Genomic DNA, 19,740 nt, shown 5'->3' with positions numbered 1-19,740 from the left:
CGGCTGCCGCTATCCCTGAAGGCAACAGCGTGCGGCGATCGCCACCTGGGCTGCGCCGCGGAGATGGAGTGTGCGACCGCCCATGCCAAGGACGTCTTCCCCGCGCCGGTCGCCCCCTGCGTGCTCTACGCCGCCGGACCTGTACGGCGTCGCGTTCACCGACGCCAACCGCGACGGCCATCCGCTCGAGAGCATGGGGCCGTCCTGGCTGTACGTCGCCGCATCCGATGGCCGCGTCGTGGCACCGGATCCGATGGGCCGGGGCACGGCAGGCGACGCATTCGTGCAGTCGCAATTCTCGCTGCACTCCGATCACCTCCTCGGCATACCGCGGCGACTGCTGGTCGCCCTGAGCGGCCTGATCGTGGCGATGCTGTCCATCACCGGCGTCTACCTTGTGGTGGCGCACGCGGCGCAGCCAGATGATGGATGCCGAACGATGCGATGCAGCGCAACGGGCGCGGTCGCGTTGCATCGTCCCCATCGCCGATGCGAGAGGCGCCCAACCGTCCCCCCTACCTTAGGCACGTTATCGGCAGCACCCGAAGCTGCGAGTGTGCGGCTTCGACACGACAAGGGCTGACCATGCTGGCGTTCCTGACTGCGACGCTCGTCGCTGCCGCGCTTTCCGCGGCTGCGCCACTGGATGCCGTCCCGCAAACCCGCCTGGACCCCGACCTGCGCTGCCTGTTGGGGGTGTATGCGCTGCCCGAAGGGCAGTCGGTGACCATCACCGGCGACGGCGGGAAGCAGCGCGAACTCCACTACACCCTGTCGAACGGCCGGTTCGGCCGCTTGCGGGTGGACGCCAGCGGCGGATACGGCGCAGACACCGTGTACATCCGTTTCGCCCCCTGCCGGACCGGTACGCTGCAACTGACACGGGGCGAGGCCACCGAGACCGGCACCCGCCTGCGCCTGGTCGAGAAGGAAACCACCTTCAGCAGCGACGGCATCGCGCTGCACGGCAAGCTCGTGCTGCCCGCCACTGGCCGCGCGACGGCGGCGGCCGTATGGGTCGAAGGTTCGAACAACGATCCCAGCACCGACGATAGCGTCTGGCAATACGAACTTGCGCGCAGGGGCATCGCCGTCTTCGTCTACGACAAGCGCGGCACCGGCGCGTCCGCCGGCGCCCTCTCCTCCGATTTCCAGGCGCGTGCACGCGACACGGCAGCCGCGGTCAAGGAAGCCCGGCGGCTTGCGCCGGGCGTGCGCCGGATCGGCGTGATCGGCGGCAGCCAGGGCGGATGGGTCGCGCCGCTGACCGCCACGCTGGTGCCAGTGGATTTCGTCGTGGCCGCCTTCGCGATGGCGGAAGGGCCGATCGCGCAAGACCGCGAGCTCGTGGAGCAACAGCTGCAGCGCGCTGGGTTCGACGAGACCACGCTGGCCGAAGCCAGGAAACTGACCGCCATCACCGAACGGATCGTGCGTTCCGACATGCGCGACGGCTTTGCCGAGCTGGACGCCTTCAAGTCCAGCCATGCCGACGCGCCGTGGCTGGCCGCCATCCAGCCCCGCTCGTACACCGGCCTGTTCCTGAAATTTTCGAGCGCCGAACTCCAGGCCAACGGACCCGCCCTCGCGCAGGGGCTGAGCTTCGACTACGAGCCGCAACCGGTGATCGAAGCGATCAAGCCCCGCCAACTGTGGCTGCTGGGCGGGAGCGACCGCCAGGCCCCGAATGCCGCCACCCAAGCCATTCTTCGGCAGCTCCAGCAACGCCGGGCGGACCTGGCCGTGGTGGTGTTCCCGAACGCGGATCATGGCCTGATCGAGTCGATCAAGACCGCCGACGGCGTGGCGAAGACCTATTCCGCGCACCTGTTCGACGTGACCGCGGACTGGATCGACGACCGCAAGCTTCCGGCGGCAGGGAGGTTCATCGTGATGCCGGCGGCGGACTGAATGGCCCAGACCGATTCCCCGCCGGGGAATCTCTGCGAGTAGCGATCTCCCAGCACCCTGTCTGCTACGCGATCGGAAGAATGCTTCGGCACGGCGCATTGAGCGCCATGTCTTTCATGCAATCGGACACGTTATGCATAGGCCATCAGTGCGAGCAGGTCCATCAGGCCGTGCGCGATGATCGCGGGCCACAGCCGGCCGGTCCGCGCGAACCACCAGCCGAGTATCAGCCCCACGACGACCAGCGAGATCGCGCCGACAGGTCCCTGGTACAGGTGGTACGAAGCGCGGATCGCGACGCTGACGTTCACCGCGAATGCCGGGCTGTGGCTGCGCTGCAGCACGCGGATCACGTAGGCGCAGACGAACACTTCCTCGAAGATCGGATTGAGCAGCGAAACTGCCACCACCGCCGTCAGCGATAGCTTCCCTGCCACCATGGCATCCATCGAAGGATTCACCTCCTCGGCCATGCCCGCGCCCAGCCAGTTCAGGGGATAGCAGGCCACGATGCACGCGATCAGCAGGCCGATCGCCGGTCGGATATCGCGCCCCTGCCAATGCAGCCCCAAGACCTGCGGCGTCCATCCGCGGAACCACAGCACCGGGACGAGCAAGGCCAGGACCAGCAGCTCGTAGAGGACCATGCCCCACAGGCTCGCCTCGGAAAACGACGGCTCGCCCGTGGGCGCCAGCACGGCCGAGAAGCTCCAGTAGATGGGCAGTCCGAGTGCGATCGCAACGACGGCCAGTAGCTCGCCCCATCCCGCAGATATCGTGTCGCGTCCTTGCATCGATCCCCTTTGTGGTCCGGTTGTCCGCCGCGAAGGTGGCTGGCGCGGCTGACGCGCTAGTACAGCATGTCCTGCGTGCGCTTTGGCAATTCGAGGTCGTAGGCGGCGGCATCGAAATCGCCGTCCGCCAGGTGCGCGTGCATGGTGCCGGCACTGGGCAACTGCTCGCGGGGCACGTGCCGCGCCGGATCCCACAGGGCCGAGCGCACGATCGCCTTGGAACAGTGGAAGTACGCGGCGTCGACATGCACCACGATCACGCTGCGCGGCTGCCTGCCGCGGATCTCGAAGCGGGCCAGCAAGGCTGGATCGACGCTGATCTCGGCACGCCCGTTCACCCGCAGGCTCTCGCCGATGCCGGGCACCAGGAACAGCAGCGACATGCGCGGGTCGTGCAGCAGATTGCGCAGATTGTCGATGCGGTTGTTGCCCGGGCGGTCCGGCACCGCCAGCGTGCGCGCATCCAGGATCTGCACGAAGCCGGCCGAGTCGCCCTTGGGCGAGCAGTCCAGTCCGTCGTCCCCGGCCGACGCCAGCACCACGAACGGCGAGGCGCGCACGAACGCCTGGTAGTCGGCGTTCAGATGATCGATCTCCTTGCGCAGCGAGCGCTCGGCAGGCTGGCCATACAGCGCTTCGAGCGCCTCGAGGGTGGCGATGCGATGGGTCATGCTGGTGTCCTGACGTTGTTGGTGATGCGGGCATCACTATAGCGGCCTGGGCGAAGGCGTCCGACTCTTTGCGAATGCCTGGTAGAGCGAAGCCGCCCGCTCATCGGCCGCGACGCGTTCGACACCGCTCAGGCCCTGCAACGCCATGCCTGCCGACGCCCTTGCATCCCCAACAGGTAAGCCAGACGCAAGCAGACCGCACTGGCGACTAGGTTCCTTTTTCAGCCGCGCGCCGCAACGACCGGCCACTGCCGTAGGACCAGCGTTGGGGCCGAACGGGTAGTAGCTAGCGATATTCAGGCATGGCTATAGCCAATTGCTCTCCTGAGGTGGATTTTCCGTAATCTTCAGGAGCTCTTCTTTGTCATTGGTGTACTTGATCGTCGCAAAGGTTTCCATGTAGATCATGGTTCTTCCACCAGGGACTGCAAAGAAAACAAAGAAATTGTTCTTGTCGGCTTTCAATCCAATCTTACCTAGAAAGAATCGTATGTTTAGCAGCTGAGAAATCTTGGTATCGGGGCTGGCCAAGACGACTGTCTTGCGGGCACAGGCACTGAAAAATTCATCGAACGCAGCTCCCGACTTGGGCACAACGTCATTGACTTTCATCACCTCCTTCCCTTTAACCACATCAAGCTCCACGACGACCAAATCCCGGGTATCACAGGAACTGGCAGCGTTCGCAGGAGCGAAGACTAGGAAGCCGATCAGCACCATTAAACATCTCGCAAGTGATTTCATTTCATTCACCCATGTATCGCAGAATGGTCATATTGACAGGATCAGGAAACGCATCAACACCGATAGGTCCCACATAGACCTCATGGGCTCCCAATGTCGATACACCACCATTTCCACCTGGAACCACTATTGCCGTATGCCCGGTGGAATTCGGCCCGACGTTCCTGTAGGCCGCAATGTCCCCCGGCATTCTTTCCTCATATTGGCCAAGTCGCCTCCAGTTGGGAATGGTTCCCTGGGCAAGCTCGGCGGCAGTCGCGCAGCGGTCGGCTGGCACACCATTCCTTCCCTTGACTGAAACCATGGTCGAGGCTCCTGCAGCTGAAGCAGCATCGCACACGAACGAGGAGCACTTCCACGAACCCGCAGGATATTGGACCGACCTGGACTGATAGAACCCGTAGGCGGTGGAGCCGACCTTTTGCATGGCCCAGTCAGATATCCTCCCTCGCTTCTGCAAATTGCTAGGACTTCCCTCTACGAGGCCCAGGGGGTCAACTTTCCAGAGCGGAGCACTTCCTGCATAGGTGAATGCGCTGATCCCCCCCAACAGTCCCATCGGATCGCCTTGGCTGTACCGCCCCGTACTGGTGTCGTAATTCCGGAAGTAGTTCTGGTTCAACCCCGTTGTACTGTCATAACGCTGCCCCGGGAAGCGCATGCCGAACACGAACGCCGTGCCATCGCGATCCGCGTCCTGGTCCGGGGGCGTGTTGCCGAACGCTTCGCCCTTGATGTCCCACTTCCAGATCGCCACGTCGCGCGCCGGGTCGATGACCGTGCGTGGCGCGCCGAGGTGGTCCGGCTGCACGTAGTTCAACGCGGTGCCGGCCAGCACACCGACCGGCAGGTCGTCGAGCCAGATGACTTGCTGGAGCGCCTTGCCGTTGCCGTCGTAGTCGCCCAGCCAGTGGCCGACTTCGTTGTAGACCGTGTAGGTGTTGGTCGTGCCCAGGAAGCGGCGCACCTGTTCGCCGCGGTCGTTGTAGCGATACTCCATCGCTAGCGTGCCACTGCGCTTGGCCTGGCTCATACGTCCCGTCGCATCGTAAGCGAACTCGCGCGCCGTCCCGTCGATGGCCGTGGTGTTGCCGGCGGCGTCGTAGCTGCGTGCAGCGCCAGCTACGCTCGCCAGGCGGTGGCTGTCGGTCGGGTAGCTGTAGGTCTGGGTGCTGCCATTGACCTGGGCGCTGAGCCGGTTGCCGGTGGCGTCGTAGCTGTAGCCGTCGATCACGGTGCCGGTCGGGCCGTCCTTGAACGCGGTCAAGCGGTCCAGGTTGTCGTAGCCCAGGCTCACGACCGGAGCGGTGTTGCCCGGCGCGGTCAGCGCGGTGAGGTTGCCGACCGGGTCGAAGGCGAAGCCGATGTTGAGGCCGTCGCTGCGGCTGTCCTGGATCGCTTGCGGGCGGTAGTCCTGGTCCAGCACACGCTGCATCGGCCGCCCGTTGCCGTAGGACCAGCCGGCGCTGGGGCCGAACGGATAGTAAATGGCGCCGCCGAGCAGCTTCTGCCGGGTGCCGCCTGCGACCGTGACGCCAACTTCCGTCGCCTGGCCCAGCGCATTGCGCACATAGTCCACCACCGCGCCATCCGGATAGGTCACTCGGCTCAGGCGGCCACCCTTGGTGTAGGCGTAGCGCACGGTCAGCGCCTTGCCGTTGGTGGTCTGCACCTTGCGCACCACGCGCCCGAAGCGGTCGTAGCAATACTGGGTCAGGCCGCTACCGTCCTGCAGCTTGCTCAGGCGCCCCAGCGCAAAGGTCTCGCCAGCCACGCAAACGGCCTGGCTCGCATCGTAGGTATAGGTCGCGATCAGCGCCTTGTCGGCGTAGGTCGCCTTGGCCAGGCGGCCGAGCGCGTCGTAGACGTAACTGGTCTTGGTGCTGCGCGCATCGGTCTGGGTGACCAGGTTGCCGGCGCTGTTGTAGGTGTAGCTGGTCACGCCGGTGTCGGGGCTGGTCAGCTTGAGCAGGTCGCCCAGGCCGTTGTATTGGTAGCTCGTGGTCAGGCCCTTGGGATCGGTGACCTTGGTGGTGCGGTCCAGGGCGTCGTAGTCGAATTGGGTCTTCGCGGCGATGCCGCCGACGTCCTGCAGGGTCTGCTTGACCCGGTCCAGCGGGTCGTAGTCGGTCTGCGTCTTCCGCTTGAGTGCGTCGGTGACCAGCTGCACGTTGCCGTTGAGGTCGTAGCTGAAGTCGGTGGGATCGGCCTCGGCGGTGGCCTGGGTGGCCAGCTGGCCGAGCTTGTTGTAGATCCGCGACAGCGTGTGCTTGAGCGTGCCGGACGCGTCCTTGGTGTCTTCCTTGAACCGGTTGCCGGACGGGTCCAGCGAGTAGTGGATCGTGTTGCCGGCACCATCGGTCACGTCGGTCAGGCGATGCGCGGCGTCGTAGCCGTAGACGACGAACGTGCCGTCCGGATCGGTGACCTTGCTGACGTTGCCAACCTCATCGTAGGCGACGAGCGTGGTCTGGTCCTGGTCCGACGACGTGCCGTCGGCATTCGCGCGCAGCGTGCTCGATGCCGCCCAACCGCGCGGGGTGTAGGTGAGGTCGCGGATCAGGCCGTTGGCATCCTGGGTGCGCGTCGGCCGGCCGTTGCGGTCGTAGGCCACATAGGTCGTGGCCCGACCCAGTGCATCGACCACCTGATACAGATCCCCTGCGCGATGGCAGGCGCCGCCGGCATTGGTGCAGCCGGATTCGTCGGCGGTCAGGTAGTAGCGATAGGTCGTGGTGTCGGCCACATCGGTGCGCGGGCCGTCCTGGCTCAGCACCAGGCCGATCAGCGGGCATTGCGTGCCGTCGACGGCATCGCAGTAGCTGGTCAGCCACTGGCGCACGCCGGACGGCGCGTTGGCCGCGCTGCCACAGCTGTAGCTCATGGCAGCGGACACAGTTGGATCGACGTCGCAACGCGCCGTTTGCTGGCCGCGTGCGTTGTAGGCCCAGACCGATTTGGCGGCCGTGGCGCCGGAGGCGTCGAGCACGATCCGGGTCAGCGGCACGCGCAGACCGGCGTTCCACGTCGTATTGGTCGTGCGCTGCTGTGTAGTCCCCGAGGCATCGATCTGTTGGGTCAGCAGTCCATCCGCCGTATAGGTCGTCTTGGTGATCGTCCCCTTGAAGTCTGTCACCGACGCCGGATAGCCGTTGGCATCGTAGGTCAGCGACTTCCATGGTTGGTTGCATTGGTCGCCGCACGGAACGCTGGCGCCAAAGGACCGCAGTGTGCCGAAGCCGGTATTCGTGAAAGAGAGTGTTACGCTACTGCCAAGTGGACCGGTGACCTTCGCATTGTACCCACCATTCCTGATGATGCTGTCGTATTCAAAACTGGTCAGATCCACATTTCCGGCAAAGGCCGTGGATGCCACACGCCTCGTGGTATTTCCCTGGTACTTGATCGTTTCGTAGCGGACGCCTTTCTCATCAATTATTCCGGTCAGAACACCTGGAAGATTATTGTTTCCGGTGTAAGCGCCCTCGTTGTAGACATAGGAAAGCGTCTTCCCATCGGGATAGGTGACGCTAGCGAGATAGCCTGCGGCATTGTAAGCGTAACCCAGGCTTCCGCCATCCGGCTGAATGACATTGATCAGCCGCGCTGCACTGTCATAGCGCAAATTGAGAGTTCGACCGAACTGGTCGGTCACCGCAATCAACAACCCAGCCTTTGGCGCAATACTGACAGGCGTGCTGCTGTCGCTGTAGGCAAATGCAAGAACCTTCTGCCCAGCTTGATCGCTCACCTCTTTGATCAGTCCGCCTGCGTCGTAAGACTCGGTTTGATGGTTCGCCGAAAGCTGGAGCGCGTAGCCAGCGCCAGCCGGAAGCTCGACAAGCTTCTCGGCAACATCCTGGTCGCCTTTCCAGACGCCGTCTGCAAGCACGAAGCGAATCACCCCGCCATCCGGCCGAAACGAATTAATAATTTGCTGACTATCTGCCATGTCAGAGCGCTGAATTTCCAGGCGCCTGTCATAGGTGTGCCTCCACTGCGGACCCAGATTGGAAGACGCAACAATCGCAGAGCTGTTATAAAACCTGCGGAACACGAGGTCGGAGGCAGAGCTGAAATCTGTTTCCTGTCGATACAGATTTCCCGTCGATGCATTGACTGGATCCCCTTCGAAGGGGCTTCCTGGATTTTCGCCATTGGCCAATGCCGCATTTTCGCGACTGCCGCGCGGGCCGGTGCCGTCTTTATCCGCCCCAAGCCCGGCTGTGCAGCGAGTATGGCACCCCCCCAGGTTCTTCTGGGGCACGCCGCCGCCTCGACTCAATGTGGCATGGACGTTCGTGTCGGCCGATCCATTCAAATAAATGACCGCAACGATATCGCCCGTTCCGTAGCGAACCGAGATCTGAGGTGGGTTGGTGCAAGTTCCGTTGCACAGATCATTTATCTTCTTGGTGACGAAGCCCACGGCCTCGCCAACGGTGGCAAACGAGCCCACCCCATGTATGGACTGGATGGTATAAGGCGCGCCATAGTCGCCGGTTTGCCCAAACACCCTCGCAGGGAGAAGCGCAAGGACGCTCAAAGCGATAAAAACAGCGAGGCGTTTCAACATAGCTTCATCCTTGAGCTTCGATAGCGTTGTAGGCGGACAACCGCAGGGCACAGGCAGTGCCTGGCCCCACAAAGCTTACCGAACTTTGTTGCAAATTTTGAGACGGCCGGAACTTTTTTGCAGAAGCCGGCCTGACCCGCCATCAGCACACAGGGGTGGTCGCGCCTCAGCCAACGCGCCATCCAGCAACTTGGATCTTGATGCTATCCAGGCGCACAATCAAAAAACTAGACACGGGATACCGCGATGCATGGAACGTGGATCGCAGTCGTCGCAGGCCTCATCGCGCTGACACTGGCACTCAATGGATGGATCCTGGCAAGGACACGCATGAACCCGGACCATGGCGCGAGGCTCGCCTTCTTAAGCGCACTCACGTCGCTTCTCGCGCTGCCCATTTGTCTTGCAAGCTTTGGCGTTTATGCCGTAGGCCTTTTCCAAGATCTTCCGAACCCATCCGGCATCACGTTCCTGGCAAGCGCGGCCGTGGTGATGCTTTCCACCATCACGGCCGCAGTCAAATCCCGGCGCAATTCCCATTCCTAGGCAACCGACGATCGTGCTCGGAGCCGATCAGCGTCGGCTGACACAGCCGATCGGCCGACATGCTTGCTCAGCGCACCTTCGCTTCCGGCATGGGCGTGATCACCAGCGCGCCATCGACGATGGCGATACGCGGCTTGCTGCCCGGCATCAATCCCAGCGCTGCCAGCCATTGACCGCTCAGGCGCAAGGTGGGAATGCGCTGGCTCTGCCGGTGGCCGTCTACCATCACGTCGTGGCAGGTGTAGCCAATGGTGCACTGCGTGGGTTGGTGCACTGATAGAAAATCCACTCCGACCCCGCATTCGGCGGCTCCCCGGCATTCGCCACAGGCTACGCGCCGGTGGAAAAGCTACTCTACCTCCCAGCTCACGACTAGGATGCGGCTGTGAAATTTTGGACCTGGCTAGCGGTTTCATTTCTTCTTGGCATGAGCAGCATTGCACATGCGCAATCGCACAACTGGCAACCTGCCGAGGGGCACACCCAATTGCCTTTGTGGCCTGGCACACCGCCCAACGCGCAGCCCGTGCCGGGCGAGGAAGTGGTTACGTCGCGAAGTGACCCTGAGGTCGCGGGTAAGCCCTGGGCGGCGGTTACCAACGTGACCCGTCCTACCATTACGGTCTATTCCCCCAAGGGCAGGAATACTGGGGCAGCCGTCGTCGTATTTCCGGGCGGCGGGTTCCAGGTTCTAGCGATGGATCTGGAAGGCACGGAGGTGTGCGACTGGTTGAACAGCCAGGGGATAACCTGCGTATTGTTGAAGTATCGCGTGCCCAGCGCGCCCTATAGTTGGCAGTGCGCGTGCTACCCGGACCTCTACACGGAATCCACGGTGGCCTTGCAGGACGCGCAGCGAGCAATTGGACTGGTGCGGCTCCACGCCAGGGAGTGGCGTATCGACCCCAAAAAGGTCGGGGTAGTGGGGTTCTCCGCAGGTGGTTACCTGGTGGCGGAAACCAGCACCCGCTTCAAGAAGCGGCTGTACGAACCGGTGGATGCAGCGGACCAGGAAAGCGCTCGGCCCGACTTCGCGATTGCCATCTATCCGGGGCGCCTGGCCACCAATGACGACAAGTTGAACCCCAACGTTCCGGTCTCCGGCGACGTTCCCCCTACGTTCCTGCTGCAGGCGCAAGACGACCACACAGACGGCGTGAATCAGGCCATGGTGTACTACTCGGCGCTCCGGAAAGCGAACGTGCCGGCTGAAATCCATCTCTATGCAGCTGGCGGCCATGCGTTCGGTCTGCGCAAATCGAAGTTCGCCATCACCGATTGGCCCAAGCTGGCCGAAGTGTGGCTAAGGTCGATTGGCGTGCTTCCTGAAGGCTCCTAGCCGCCCAGGTTGTGGGCGGCGTGTGACCCATTCGCCCCGGCAGGCCCGCGCTCTGAAAACTGCCACCTGTCGGTGCAAGGACGTTCGTGGAGCGCAAAGGCAGCCCGACCGGAGGCCTCCGCACGGGCTGCCTGGACTATCGGCATGCACGCCTGCGCCACCGTCTCATCAAACCCCCGTTGGCGACGGTGACGCGAAGCGTGCTACCGAACTGCTAGTCCACGCGCTGCGTGTATCAGGTGCGTGCCTTTGGCGCGGGCGTGATCATCAGCGCACCATCGACGATGGCGATGTGCGGCTTGCTACCCGGCGCGAATCCCAAGGCTTCCAGCCACTGTCCGCTCAGGCGCAAGGTGGGAATGCGCTGGCTCTGCCGGTGGCCGTCCACCAGCACGTCGTGGCAGGTGTAGCCAATGGTGCACTGCGTGGGTTGGTTCGAACGCGGCGCGCGCTTGCGCGGCAGTTCGTCTTCCGTCAGGACCGGATTGAACAGCGTGGTGTACGTCAGGTCGCCGAGCGAGACGTGCGGCATCGGGGCGGGGACGAAAGGCGCGGCGGGCGACAGCGTGGCATCGCGAATGCGGCGACGGGAGGACGGATTGCTCGTAGGTGCGGTTGCTTTGCGGGACATACGGAACTCCTTTGAGAAGGAAGTCCGCTCCCCGACGCCAATCGGGGTGGCGGACGGTGCACGATTGGCGTACCGGTCAAAGGCTCCGGCGAGCCCGAAGGCTCCCGCGCACCGCCCGCCGTAAATCGGCAAGCATTCGCGCCGTCGATGCGGCCAACAAAAAAGCGCCGGACATCGAAAGATGGGCGCTGATTGCGCCTTCGAACACGGGACGCCAATCCCGACTGCGTGATTTAACGCAGTGATTCAATTTTGTTCTTTACCAAAGCCGGCGTCAACGAGTATTTGTAGACAGAAATGCAAGCTATGCGCCAATCAAACACCAGGTCTGACCCAGCACCCGCCCCCCCCAACATCCCTGGCTCTCCGCCATCGCCTTTAGGTGCTGCAGTGCGCCCAACCTCAGCTTCGGAGTTGGATAACGTTCATGGGTGTGATAAATAGGTTAAATGACATCCAAGATCCCAGCCAAGAAAGCGGCACACAAAGCCAGGAAGACTGCAGCCCGAGCTCCAACGTCTCAACGTTTCGAGGCTGCGAAGCTTGACCCACTGTTCGTGGTTCTTGATGCAATCGCCTGGATGGATTCACCTACAGCAGCAGAGATTGCGCAGTTTGCTAGTATTGATCCCAGGACGGCAGGAAAGCTCCTGAAAAACGCGGCCCAGCTCGGCCTCGTAGATTCAGTTGGCAAGGGTTACGTACTCCAGCTCCCATATCCCTACAAGGGCTCTCAAGAGCAAAAGCAGGCCGTTGTGAAGGAAGCGCTCGTGCGCTTGCCCCTTCTTACCAGCGTTCGCCAGTTCTTGTTACTCGGCGACAAGGCCGATGTGGCTCTCAGGAAGGCTGCCACTTTGGCTGGAATTGTTCCTTTCAATCCCGCCGATCTCAACCCGTTGCTGGAATGGGCCCAGTCGCTGGGCGCCCTCAAACCGAATCTGCTTGCCGAGGACCTACTCGACGACGCAGAAGCAAAGAAGGTGGAGCGGCATCAATCGGAGAAGAGTAAGCGCATTGCATTCCTTTCGCACAGCTCCGCGGACAAGCCATTTATCCGTCAACTTGCCGCAGACCTTACCTCGGCGGGCATTGACGTGTGGCTAGACGAGCAGCGCATACGCGTCGGCGATTCCATCCCCGAAGCGATTGCTCAAGGCCTGGCCGAGTCCGACTACTTCTTAATAGCGATCAGCCACAACTCCATCGACTCGCCGTGGGTGCAGAAAGAGTTGAACAACGCTCTGGTCACTGAGGTGCAGCGTCGCAACGTTCACATCCTGCCCTTGAAGCTTGATGACACCGATATGCCGAAAATCATTTCGGACAAGCTCTATGCCGACTTCTCTCGCTCTTATAAAGCGGGACTTGACAAACTTCTGGCAGCTCTTAGGAAAGACGTATGAACGAACCCAAGAAGAAAGTCATGCCGAGAGGCGGCCGCAAGGGCGGTTCAATTTTCCCTCGAGTCAGCCTTATCGATGCGCTAAAATATTCCAAGAAACTCGTCACCAAAACTCACGTCGCTCGAATTCCTCAAGACGTCGTATATTCGGGAGTTGTTGGGGCGAAAGGCGGCGTCGGTGCGGTGCGCACGTCCGCACTGAAACAATACGGATTAATTGAGGGGGACAATAAAAGGGAATTTTCTGCCACTTTATTGGCCAAGAAGATCGCATCCTCTCCCGACGATGAAGTGACCATACTTTATCGTGACAGCGCATTGAAGCCCAATATTTTTAAGAAACTTTCGGAGACATTCCACGGAGATGATGTCAGCCGAGCCAAACTGAAGCAACGCGCAGCGGAGCTAAAAGTTCACCCGGATGAAACTGAGGCATGCATTGATATCTATTTATCAACGATGCAAACCGCAGGACTGGTTCGTCCAGAAGGGGATTTTTTCCGACACCTGACTGCTCAAGAACTGGGGACCGTCAATCCTGCAGACGCAGAGAAGAACGAAGAGCCAGAAGATTCTGATTTAGAAGATTTGGAGGCTCCAGACGCGGCAGAATCAGCAGAGAATGAAGAAGCTCCCGAAGAGGAGGAGGAGGGCATGTCTGTCCGAAAATTACCGAAAAGATCCTCACCACGCGCCTTGTTTACAGTGAACGTCCAACTGGATGCGAGCCTCGATACTGAAAAGCTTGAAAAGCAGCTGGCGCTCCTGAAGAAATACGGAGCTCTATAAACGCTCACTCACACCACTCCCAGTTTTGGCGGTGAAGAGGACTGGCTAGCGTAAGCGCGTTAAAGTAGCCTAAGCGAAAAAGAAAAAACATTGCTCCATGTATTAAATGAGTCGCCCCGACCAAGGAGCGAGAAGGATCGAAGCAGCGGCTGCAATGCCTTCCTTATTTCTTTGTGTTTTTACGAATCCACAAAAAACAGAGGCCGCGCCAAGGCGCGGCCTAAGCACTTTAATTAATGGCTTCCCAAGTTGCACTTGACCGAGCAGCACTGATTAAGAATCAGGCACTCACCCGCACTTCGAATACCCACAATTCAAACAAGTAGCACACCCGTCCATGATCACCAGGGCCTTGGTGTTGCACTTGTGGCACATCGTGGCCGACGGCGGGAAGCTCGCGCCGTCGCCGGTGACGGCGATGTCTTCTTCGTGGTCGGCGGTGGAGTCGGTCGAACCCGTACCCTCATCCGCCCTGCGGGCACCTTCTCCCGCAGGAGAAGGCACGGCCGGCTTCACTTCACTGTTTTTTTTTGAGCGGTCTTCGTACTGCTTGCGCTTTTCGTTGATCAGCGCGCGCTGGTGGTCGCTCATCTCCGGGTCGTGCAGCAGGCCGATGGACTTCATGTGCTCTTCGACGATGCTGCCCAGTTCGGCCACCAGCGAGGGCATGTACACGCCGCCGGCCTTGAAGTAGCCGCCCTTGGGGTCGAACACGGCCTTCATCTCGTCGACCAGGAAGGTGACGTCGCCGCCCTTGCGGAACACGGCGGACATGATGCGGGTCAGCGCCACGATCCACTGGAAATGTTCCATGGACTTGGAGTTGACGAAGATCTCGAACGGGCGGCGCAGTTCGTGCTCGGTGCCGGCGTTGAGCACGATGTCGTTGAGGGTCACGTACATGGCGTGTTCCACCAACGGCGATTTGATCTTGTAGGTGCTGCCGATCAGCACGTCCGGGCGCTCGATGCGCTCGTGCATGTGGATGATGTTGTCCACCGGCACTTCGGCCTCGGCGGTGGCGCGGTCGATCGACGCGGCGGGCACGGGCGGTGCGGCGTCGCGCGCCTTGTCTTCGGCGGTGACGACGGCGTAGCCCTTGATTTTCTTGTCGATCTTGACGGCCATGATGCGTTCCTGATGTGCGTGTCGTGTTGGGCGCGCGTCCCGCGCGCTGCCTCTCTCCCGCGGACGGGAGAGAGGGTGCAGCTGGGACGGCTTACTTCTTGGCGCGGGTGGCCGCGGCCTTCTTGCCGGCGCTCTTGCGCACGGCGGTCTTCTTCACTGCGGCGGTCTTCTTGGCGACCTTGGCGGTGCTCTTCTTGGCGGCCTTGGCGACCTTCTTCACGGCCTTCTTGGCGACGGCCTTCTTGGCGCCGACGCTCTTCTTGACCGCGGTCTTCTTGGCGGCCACCGACTTCTTGGCCACGGCCTTCTTCGCGGCGACCTTCTTGACCGCCTTCTTCGGCGCGGCCTTCTTCGCGACCGCCTTCTTGGCCGGCGCCTTCTTCACTGCGGCCTTCTTGGTGGCCGTCTTCTTGGCGGCGGCTTTCTTGGCCGGCGCCTTCTTCGCCGCCGCCTTCTTGGCGGTCTTCTTGCCGGCCTTCTTCAGCGTGGCGGCTTCGGACTGGGCGTTGGCCTTGGCCGCTTCCAGCTTCTTGCGCGCGTTGGCGACGGTCTTCTTCACCGACTTGCCGGCCTTCTCCGCCCGCTTGGCGACGGCCTTCTCGGCCTTCTTGACCGCCTTGCGGGTCTTGGCGACCTGGTCCTGCACGCGCTTCTGCACGTTCTCGGCGGTCTGCTTGACGCTGGCGACGGCGTCGCTGGCGGTGGCGGCGATCGCTTCGCCCATGTTGCTGGCGGTCTCTTTTACGTTTTCGGCGACTTGCGTCAGCGTCGCCGTCACACCATTACCGTTGCTCATAAAAAACCCTCCTCAGGGTGTCAGTGTTTATGTAACGCGGGCGATGCTATACCGATTGAGGTGAAGCGTGGAACCGGATGCGACGGCAATCGACGCGCGGTAGGGAAGCGTTCGGGAAAGCCGGCATGGCGCCGTCCCGATTTCCCCGCCGCCGCCGCTCCCTTCGTTGCCGGCGAAGGGAGCAAACACTCGGCTTAGAACTTGCCGTAATACCCTTCTTTCAGGGCGTCGAACAGGTTGGCGGCGGTGTGCATTTCGCCGTCGTATTCGATCTGCTCGTTGCCCTTCACTTCCACCACGCTGCCGTCTTCCAGTTCGAAGCGGTAGGTGGTGTTCTCCAGGTCCGCTTCCTTGACCAGCACGCCCTGGAAGGCGGCCGGGTTGAAGCGGAACGTGGTGCAGCCCTTCAACCCCTGCTGGTGGGCGTAGCGGTAGATGTCCTTGAACTGCTCGTAGGGGTAGTCGGTGGGGACGTTGGCGGTCTTGGAGATGGAGCTGTCCACCCACTTCTGCGCCGCGGCCTGCACGTCCACGTGTTCCTTGGGGTGGATGTCGTCGGCGGAGATGAAGTAGTCCGGCAGCTGCGCGTCGGCGGCCTCGGCGAACGGCATCGCCTTGGCGTTGACCAGGTGGCGGTAGGCCAGCAGCTCGAAGGAGAACACGTCCACCTTCTCCTTGGACTTCTTGCCTTCGCGGATCACGTTGCGGCTGTAGTGGTGGGCGAAGCTGGGCTCGATGCCGTTGGAGGCGTTGTTGGCCAGGCTCAGCGAGATGGTACCGGTGGGGGCGATGGAGCTGTGGTGGGTGAAGCGCGCGCCCACTTCGGCCAGCTCGTCCACCAGCTCCGGCGCCACTTCGGCGATGCGCTGCATGTAGCGGCTGTACTTGGCGTGCAGCAGCTTGCCTTCGATCTGCTGGCCCACGCGCCAGCCGTCCTTCGCCATTTCCGGGCGCTGGCGCAGCATCGCCGCGGTGACGGCGAAGGTCTCCTGCATGATCGGGGCCGGGCCCTTTTCCTTGGCCAGGGTCAGCGCGGTTTCCCAGCCGGCCACGGCCATCTCGCGGGCGATGGCTTCGGTGAACTCGCAGGAGGCGGCGCTGCCGTACTTCATCTGCAGCATGGTCATGGTCGAGCCCAGGCCGAGGAAGCCCATGCCATGGCGGCGCTTGCGCAGGATCTCGTCGCGCTGCTGCTGCAGCGGCAGGCCGTTGACCTCGACCACGTTGTCGAGCATGCGGGTGAACACGCGCACCACTTCCTTGTATTCCTCCCAGTCGAAGCGCGCCTGGGCGGTGAACGGGTCGCGCACGAAGTTGGTGAGGTTGATCGAGCCGAGCAGGCAGGCGCCGTAGGGCGGCAGCGGCTGCTCGCCGCACGGGTTGGTGGCGCGGATGTTCTCGCACCACCAGTTGTTGTTCATTTCGTTGACGCGGTCGATCAGGATGAAGCCCGGCTCGGCGTAGTCGTAGGTGGAGACCATGATCATGTCCCACAGGTGGCGGGCGCGGATCTGCCCGTACACCTTGCACGCGACCAGGCCGTCGTCGCGCACGATGTAGTTGCTGTGGGTGGGCCAGTCGCGCCAGACCACGGCGCTGGCGTCGGCCAGGTCGATGTCGGCCTCTTCCTTGCGGTTCACCGGGAACACCAGCGGCCAGTCGGCGTCGGTCTCCACCGCCTGCATGAAGCCGTCGGTGATCAGCAGCGACAGGTTGAACTGGCGCAGGCGCCCGTCCTCGCGCTTGGCGCGGATGAAGTCCTTCACGTCCGGGTGCGACACGTCGAAGGTGCCCATCTGCGCGCCGCGGCGGCCGCCGGCCGAGGACACGGTGAAGCACATCTTGTCGAAGATATCCATGAACGACATCGGCCCGGAGGTGTAGGCGCCGGCGCCGGCCACGAACGCGCCGCGCGGGCGCAGCGTGCTGAACTCGTAGCCGATGCCGCAGCCGGCCTTGAGGGTCAGCCCGGCTTCGTGGACCTTCTCCAGGATGCCGTCCATCGAGTCGGTGACGGTGCCCGACACGGTGCAGTTGATGGTGCTGGTGGCCGGCTTATGTTCCAGCGCGCCGGCGTTGGAGGTGATGCGCCCGGCCGGGATCGCGCCGCGGCGCAGCGCCCAGGCGAAGCGCTCGAACCAGTAGGCGCGCTTTTCCTCGGTGGCCTCGGCGTCGGCCAGCGCGCGCGCCACGCGCTGGTAGGTGCCGTCGATGTCGGCATCCAGCGGCTCGCCCTGCTTGGTCTTCAGGCGGTACTTCTTGTCCCAGATATCCTGCGACGCAGGCTGCATCGGGATGGGGTTCTGCTTGGACTCGGTCTGGACGACTTCCAGGCGCACCGTGCTCATTCTTTTCTGTTCTCCTCGAACCTGTCCCGATGGGGCGGATGGGGGTGGCCGTCCGCCGTGTCTCTTATTTGTATGCGGTTTGCGCTGCGCGACGACGACAGCCGCGGCAGCGCGCGCGGCGCCGCCCTTCGGCCGAATGGGAATGCGTAGGGCGTTCGACCGCCCGTCTCACGTTCACGCCATGCGTCACTGCGTGCGCCCCCTGGGGTATCGACCCCAGCGAAAACCCCAGTAGTTGGGTTGCTTTGACGTCTTACCGCTACATGTAGTGGCAAAACGAAGTGCCCAAGCTAACCCTGGGCGGGCCCGCTGTCAACGCCGAAACCGGGCGGTTCGGCGCCTCCGTACGCCGCCGCGGGTTTCGCTTGCGCCGGGCTTTCACTGGCGGTTAAACGCCGCTCGTTCATCTTGATTTATGCGCCCCGGCGCCCATCTGCCTTGCGTCTCCCGCCGCGTCATCCGGAACCCGACCCATGCGACCGCTGCCCACGCTGCTGACCCTGACCGCCGCCGCCGCCTTCGGCGGTTTCGCCGCCACCGCGATCAACGCGCACCTGGACAACCGCGCCGAGGCCGCGCCCGCCCCCGCCGCGCCGGTGGCGCAGACGGTGGCCGGCAGCGCCGCCTTGCCGGCCTCGGTGGCCGGCCAGCCGCTGCCGTCGCTGGCGCCGATGCTGCAGCAGACCATGCCGGCGGTGGTCAGCATCAACACCAAGCAGGTGGTGCGGGTGCGCAATCCGTACTTCAACGACCCGTTCTTCCGCCGCCTGTTCCCGGACATCCCGCAGGAGCGGATCAACGAGTCGCTGGGCTCGGGCGTGATCATCGACGCCAAGAACGGCTACGTGCTGACCAACCACCACGTGGTGGAGAACGCCGACGACGTGCAGGTGACGCTGGCCGACGGGCGCAGCTTCAAGGCCGAGTTCATGGGTTCGGACGCGGACACCGACGTGGCGCTGATCCGGATCAAGGCCGACAAGCTCACCGAGATCCGCCTGGGCGACAGCAGCAAGCTGCGCGTGGGCGATTTCGTGGTGGCGATCGGCAACCCGTTCGGCTTCACCCAGACGGTGACCTCGGGCATCGTCTCGGCGATGGGCCGCAACGGCATCCGCGGCCTGGGCTACCAGAACTTCATCCAGACCGACGCCTCGATCAACCCGGGCAACTCCGGCGGCGCGCTGGTGGACCTGCACGGCGAACTGGTCGGCATCAACACCGCCAGCTTCAATCCGCAGGGCAGCATGGCCGGCAACATCGGCCTGGGCCTGGCGATCCCGTCGAACCTGGCGCGGGCGGTGGTCGAGCAGTTGCTGAAGAACAACGGGGTGATGATCCGCGGCACCTTCGGCATCGAGACCCAGAACCTGACCGCGCAGATGGCGCAGGGCCTGGGCCTGGACGCGCCGCGCGGCGCGCTGGTGACGCGGGTGCTGACCGGTTCGGCGGCGGCCGGCGCGGGCCTGCAGCCCGGCGACGTGGTGGTCGGCGCCAACGGCGAGCGGCTGGACAGCGCCGAGGCGCTGCACAACTACGAAGGCCTGCAGCCGGTCGGCAGCACGGTGACGCTGGACGTGCGCCGCGACGGCAAGTCGCTGCAGATCAAGGCGACCTTGAAGGAGCAGCCGCGCGCGGTGAGCGGCGAATCGCTGGACCCGCGGCTGGGCGGCGCCAGTTTCACCGACCTGCCCGAGTCGCTGCGCCAGTCCGGCATCAACGGGGTGCTGGTCGGCACCGTGGCGCGCGGCAGCCGCGCGGCGCGCAATGGACTGGCCAGCGGCGACATCGTGATGGCCGCCTCCACCGGCGAATTCGCCGACCTGGCCAGCTTCCGCGCCAACTTCGCGCGCAAGCCGGCGCAGTTGGTGCTGCGCGTGGTGCGGGGCGGGGCGCAGGCGGATTTGTTGATGCAGTGAGGTGGGGCGGCGGTGGCACCGAAAGGCTCCGGGATCGGCCGGGCGTATGGCTTCGTTCGTCGCGACTGAAGGGCACCTCGAACAACCGGTCAGATCATCGCGATGGCCTCTCAGCATCCGGCGCCCCAGTCTGAGAGCAGCATCGG

General features: G+C 63.1%; 16 protein-coding genes. 7 read left to right on the top strand and 9 right to left on the bottom strand.

Annotation, left to right across the window (positions count from 1 at the left end; translation table 11 throughout):
- Positions 1–82 precede the first annotated feature (82 nt).
- The gene (locus H9658_RS23330) at positions 83–583 is read left to right on the top strand and encodes a PepSY-associated TM helix domain-containing protein (RefSeq protein ID WP_191826169.1); all 501 of its coding nucleotides are present in this window, start codon (positions 83–85) and stop codon (positions 581–583) included.
- 2 nt (positions 584–585) lie between these two features.
- Entirely contained in the window at positions 586–1,911 is a 1,326-nt protein-coding gene (locus H9658_RS16370) for an alpha/beta hydrolase family protein (RefSeq protein WP_191826168.1), read from the top strand.
- Between the two features lie 131 nt (positions 1,912–2,042).
- Here H9658_RS16370 and H9658_RS16365 read toward each other — a convergent pair whose 3' ends face one another.
- The 4 genes from H9658_RS16365 to H9658_RS16350 form a co-directional block, all read right to left on the bottom strand.
- The gene (locus tag H9658_RS16365) at positions 2,043–2,705 is read right to left on the bottom strand and encodes a CPBP family intramembrane glutamic endopeptidase (RefSeq protein WP_191826167.1); all 663 of its coding nucleotides are present in this window, start codon (positions 2,703–2,705) and stop codon (positions 2,043–2,045) included.
- 56 nt (positions 2,706–2,761) lie between these two features.
- Positions 2,762–3,376, bottom strand: a complete 615-nt coding sequence (locus H9658_RS16360; protein WP_191826166.1) for a pyridoxamine 5'-phosphate oxidase family protein — start codon at positions 3,374–3,376, stop codon at positions 2,762–2,764.
- A 306-nt stretch (positions 3,377–3,682) separates the two neighbouring features.
- Positions 3,683–4,096, bottom strand: a complete 414-nt coding sequence (locus tag H9658_RS16355) for a hypothetical protein (protein ID WP_191826165.1) — start codon at positions 4,094–4,096, stop codon at positions 3,683–3,685.
- 25 nt (positions 4,097–4,121) lie between these two features.
- The gene (locus H9658_RS16350; RefSeq protein ID WP_191826164.1) at positions 4,122–8,696 is read right to left on the bottom strand and encodes a DUF6531 domain-containing protein; all 4,575 of its coding nucleotides are present in this window, start codon (positions 8,694–8,696) and stop codon (positions 4,122–4,124) included.
- A 246-nt stretch (positions 8,697–8,942) separates the two neighbouring features.
- Between H9658_RS16350 and H9658_RS16345 the strand changes: the two genes are divergently transcribed.
- The gene (locus H9658_RS16345) at positions 8,943–9,242 is read left to right on the top strand and encodes a hypothetical protein (protein WP_191826163.1); all 300 of its coding nucleotides are present in this window, start codon (positions 8,943–8,945) and stop codon (positions 9,240–9,242) included.
- A 67-nt stretch (positions 9,243–9,309) separates the two neighbouring features.
- Here the strand turns inward: H9658_RS16345 and H9658_RS16340 are convergent, their stop codons facing one another.
- Positions 9,310–9,516 carry a SymE family type I addiction module toxin gene (locus tag H9658_RS16340; protein WP_318241397.1) on the bottom strand — a complete coding sequence of 69 codons (207 nt, stop codon included), beginning with the start codon at positions 9,514–9,516 and terminating at the stop codon, positions 9,310–9,312.
- Positions 9,517–9,669: 153 nt separating this feature from the next.
- Between H9658_RS16340 and H9658_RS16335 the strand changes: the two genes are divergently transcribed.
- Complete coding sequence (locus H9658_RS16335) at positions 9,670–10,581, top strand: alpha/beta hydrolase (protein WP_191826309.1); 912 nt, start codon at positions 9,670–9,672, stop codon at positions 10,579–10,581.
- A 235-nt stretch (positions 10,582–10,816) separates the two neighbouring features.
- Here H9658_RS16335 and H9658_RS16330 read toward each other — a convergent pair whose 3' ends face one another.
- A complete protein-coding gene (locus H9658_RS16330) occupies positions 10,817–11,212 on the bottom strand; it encodes a SymE family type I addiction module toxin (RefSeq protein ID WP_191826308.1) in 396 nt (131 codons plus the stop codon).
- Positions 11,213–11,661: 449 nt separating this feature from the next.
- Between H9658_RS16330 and H9658_RS16325 the strand changes: the two genes are divergently transcribed.
- Entirely contained in the window at positions 11,662–12,615 is a 954-nt protein-coding gene (locus tag H9658_RS16325; protein WP_191826162.1) for a toll/interleukin-1 receptor domain-containing protein, read from the top strand.
- A complete protein-coding gene (locus tag H9658_RS16320; protein ID WP_191826161.1) occupies positions 12,612–13,403 on the top strand; it encodes a hypothetical protein in 792 nt (263 codons plus the stop codon). The genes H9658_RS16325 and H9658_RS16320 overlap by 4 nt, the downstream gene beginning before the upstream one ends.
- A gap of 288 nt (positions 13,404–13,691) precedes the next feature.
- Here the strand turns inward: H9658_RS16320 and H9658_RS16315 are convergent, their stop codons facing one another.
- The 3 genes from H9658_RS16315 to H9658_RS16305 all read right to left on the bottom strand — a co-directional run bounded on the left by H9658_RS16315 (position 13,692) and on the right by H9658_RS16305 (position 17,675).
- The gene (locus H9658_RS16315; RefSeq protein WP_191826160.1) at positions 13,692–14,531 is read right to left on the bottom strand and encodes a TSCPD domain-containing protein; all 840 of its coding nucleotides are present in this window, start codon (positions 14,529–14,531) and stop codon (positions 13,692–13,694) included.
- Between the two features lie 91 nt (positions 14,532–14,622).
- Positions 14,623–15,327 (bottom strand): hypothetical protein, encoded by a 705-nt coding sequence (locus H9658_RS16310; RefSeq protein WP_191826159.1) that lies wholly within the window; start codon positions 15,325–15,327, stop codon positions 14,623–14,625.
- 194 nt (positions 15,328–15,521) lie between these two features.
- Complete coding sequence (locus H9658_RS16305) at positions 15,522–17,675, bottom strand: adenosylcobalamin-dependent ribonucleoside-diphosphate reductase (protein WP_191826158.1); 2,154 nt, start codon at positions 17,673–17,675, stop codon at positions 15,522–15,524.
- 473 nt (positions 17,676–18,148) lie between these two features.
- Here H9658_RS16305 and H9658_RS16300 point away from each other — a divergent pair, with 473 nt between their 5' ends.
- A complete protein-coding gene (locus tag H9658_RS16300; RefSeq protein WP_191826157.1) occupies positions 18,149–19,594 on the top strand; it encodes a Do family serine endopeptidase in 1,446 nt (481 codons plus the stop codon).
- The last annotated feature ends 146 nt before the right edge of the window (positions 19,595–19,740 follow it).

Source organism: Xanthomonas bonasiae, assembly GCF_014836395.1.
Classification (GTDB): domain Bacteria; phylum Pseudomonadota; class Gammaproteobacteria; order Xanthomonadales; family Xanthomonadaceae; genus Xanthomonas_A; species Xanthomonas_A bonasiae.
The sequence above is the reverse complement of the archived record's forward strand: the minus strand, read 5'-3'. Positions and strand labels throughout refer to the sequence as shown.